At 69.6% G+C, this 2,611-nt stretch carries 4 protein-coding genes and 1 pseudogene; 3 read left to right on the top strand and 2 right to left on the bottom strand.

Going from position 1 to position 2,611, the window contains the following annotated elements:
- Positions 1-15: 15 nt before the first annotated feature.
- Positions 16-405, bottom strand: a complete 390-nt coding sequence (locus Q0066_RS16540; RefSeq protein WP_298134999.1) for a globin — start codon at positions 403-405, stop codon at positions 16-18.
- Positions 406-506: 101 nt separating this feature from the next.
- Between Q0066_RS16540 and Q0066_RS16535 the strand changes: the two genes are divergently transcribed.
- Both Q0066_RS16535 and Q0066_RS16530 read left to right on the top strand, forming a co-directional pair.
- On the top strand, positions 507-1,196 hold the full coding sequence (locus tag Q0066_RS16535; protein ID WP_298134998.1) for a hypothetical protein: 690 nt from the start codon (positions 507-509) through the stop codon (positions 1,194-1,196).
- A 12-nt stretch (positions 1,197-1,208) separates the two neighbouring features.
- Positions 1,209-1,718: a flavin reductase family protein gene (locus Q0066_RS16530; protein WP_298134996.1), complete on the top strand. Its 510-nt coding sequence runs from the start codon at positions 1,209-1,211 to the stop codon at positions 1,716-1,718.
- A gap of 183 nt (positions 1,719-1,901) precedes the next feature.
- On the opposite strand, the gene Q0066_RS16525 is transcribed toward Q0066_RS16530, so the two are convergent.
- The gene (locus Q0066_RS16525; protein ID WP_298134994.1) at positions 1,902-2,294 is read right to left on the bottom strand and encodes a hypothetical protein; all 393 of its coding nucleotides are present in this window, start codon (positions 2,292-2,294) and stop codon (positions 1,902-1,904) included.
- A 129-nt stretch (positions 2,295-2,423) separates the two neighbouring features.
- Between Q0066_RS16525 and tdh the strand changes: the two are divergent.
- Positions 2,424-2,611: pseudogene (gene tdh / locus Q0066_RS16520) on the top strand (L-threonine 3-dehydrogenase); the annotation flags it as partial.

The following is a 2,611-nucleotide window of genomic DNA, read 5'->3' as shown; positions in this document are numbered from 1 at the left end:
AGCCAAGTCCGGGCGCTATTCCTCGAAGCTGTTCACCATGAAGTGCGCCGCGCGGATCAGGTAGTCGCGCATCTCGGCGTCCAGTTCGGGGTCGAGATGCAGGCCGTCCAAGGCGGCGAGCATGTGGTGCAGCCAGCGGTCCCGCTGGGTCGGGGTGACCGTGAACGGGGCGTGCCGGATTCGCAGCCTCGGGTGTCCACGCTGCTCGCCGTAGGTCTTTGGGCCGCCCCAGTACTGTTCCAGGAACATTCGCAGCCGGTCCGCGGCGGGCCCGAGATCCTCCTCGGGGTACATCGCCCGCAGGGGCGGATCCTCGGCCACGCCGGCGTAGAAGGCATCGACCAGCGCGACGAAGGTGGGGTGGCCACCGACCCGCTCGTAGACGGTTTGCTGAGCGGTCTCCATGTCGTCACCCTACCGGCGACACGCCGGCCTTTGGGAATATTGGTCACAATGACTAACCTTGATGGAGGTGCGAACCAGACGAGACGTAGACGAGTGACTAAGTGACTGAGACGAAGACCGCCGAGAAGACCGAAACGACCGAAGACAAGCCCAGACTCTTCAACCTGACCCAGATCGCCGGGGGCGCGCTGGCTGCCATCACGACGGCTGCCCTGGGCTCGCGCCTGGGCTATGCGGGCACCTTGGCCGGCGCCGGCATCGCCAGTGTGCTGGCCGCGTTCGCCAGCACGCTCTACACCAAGGGCCTCGAGCACACCCGTGAGGGTGTCAAGAAGATCGTGCTGCGCGACGCCGACGGCCGGCCCGAGGTCGTCACCGTGCCCGACGACGCGGTGGACGAGGACTACGGCAAGCGCTCCAGGACGTCCGCTGGTCGTCGCGGGGGCTCGCGGCGTCCGTGGATGGTGTTCGGCGGCATGCTGGCTACTGCCGCGGCGACCTTCGTGGTGGCCATGGGCATCGTCACCGGCTGGGAGTTCGGCACCGGCCAGACGCTGGACGGCCGGACCGGCACGACGATCGGCCAGGTCAGCAACAAGAGGGCGGCACCCAAGCCGTCCGCGTCCGCAACCTCGACCAAGCCGACGCAGAGCGCGACCCCCACGGCGACGCCGACCGCCACGCCGACCCCGACCGCGACGGAAACCCCGACGGCGACGGAGACCCCGACCGCAACCGCGGAGGCCAGCAAGGCTCCCGCGGACGCCGGGACCGACGGCGCCGAGGGCTGAGAAACTGGCCGGGTGACCATCCACGACACCCACCCGTTCGCGGCGGGTCAGCCTCGGCGCCCGCTGCGGCGGTTTCGTGGACGATTGCCCGCACCGGTCACCGTCTGGACGACGCACGGCGACGCGGGGCCGAGCGGCCTCACGGTGTCGTCGATCGTGGTCGCCGACGGCGAGCCGGGAGAAGTGATCGGGCTGATCGATCCGGCGTCGGAGTTGTTCGAGGATCTGCTTCGAACCCGGCGCTGGGCGGTCAGCCTGATGTCGTACGGCGACCGGTTGCTCGCCGATGCGATGGCCGGCCTGGCGCCGGCCCCGGGTGGACCGTTCCGGATGGGCTCCTGGCGGGACACCGCGTGGGGACCCGTGCTGGCCGCTTCGCCCGGCTGGCTGGGAGCGCGGCTGATCGACGAACCGGTCGAGGCCGGTTGGTCGATGCTGGTGCGCGGTGTCGTCGAGTCGGTTGAGATCGATGACGCGGTGGCGCCGGTGGCTTATCTGCGTGGCAACTATCGGCAGTTGTGAACAGCCGAATTCTTGGTGAACCGCAGCCGGAGGCCGGCTGAACTTAGGTGACATCTCACCTAGCCGGGCTAACCTTCACGGCTCGTTTCCGCACGACCGGACGCCTCGGCAATTCACTGGGATTGCTGGTTTACTTGTCCCGCAACAGGTCGAGGCGGCGGCGAAGGGGGCGTGATGAATCCGCTATGGATGGTTCTCACCTCGTTCGCCGGGGTGATGGCGCTGAGCGGGGTGTTCGCGCTGCAGGCCGCCGCCCGGCGACGTCGTGCCGCTCGCCGGCGACTGGCTCGCGAGGCGGGCCGCCTGCCCAGCATGGAAGCGGTGACCGGTGAGTCGACCGCCCTGCCCGCGGCCGCTTCGTCCGTTCACGGTGTTCACCGGCCGTTCGGTGGTCGTCGAGCACGCATCGGGCAACCACATCAGGTACAGCACCCCGACCGTGATCAGGCCCACCGGAGGCCCGGCGAGCGCGAGCATGAGCGGTAGCACCGCGTCCCTGTGAATCGGCGACCGGGCGAGGTAGCCCGAACCAGCCAGGAACACCAACAGGCCGAGCAGGCCGGCGAACCCCGGCACCCCCACCCCGAACGGCTGCGGCCGAGCCGTCCAGAAACGCCGAGCAGCAGTGGCCGGTCGGGCGCCGGCGGGAAGCGCGCACGGCATCCCGGCTATCAACCGGCGCGACCTCCGATGGCAAGTGGTTGGATGGTGACAGGAGAGGAGACGGTGGTGCGGGCGCTGGCGAAGATGGCGGCGGGACCGGGTCTGGAGCTGGTGGACCGGCCCGAACCGTCCTGCGGGCCGTGGCAGGTGAAGATCCGGGTGCTGCGGGCCGGGCTGTGCGGCACCGACCTGCACCTGCAGCAGTGGGACGAGTGGGCGGCCTCCCAGGT

Source organism: Micropruina sp. (assembly GCF_027492755.1).
In the GTDB taxonomy this organism is placed as follows: domain Bacteria; phylum Actinomycetota; class Actinomycetes; order Propionibacteriales; family Propionibacteriaceae; genus Micropruina.
Note: the sequence above shows the minus strand (reverse complement) of the source record. Positions and strands in the feature narration are given on the sequence as shown.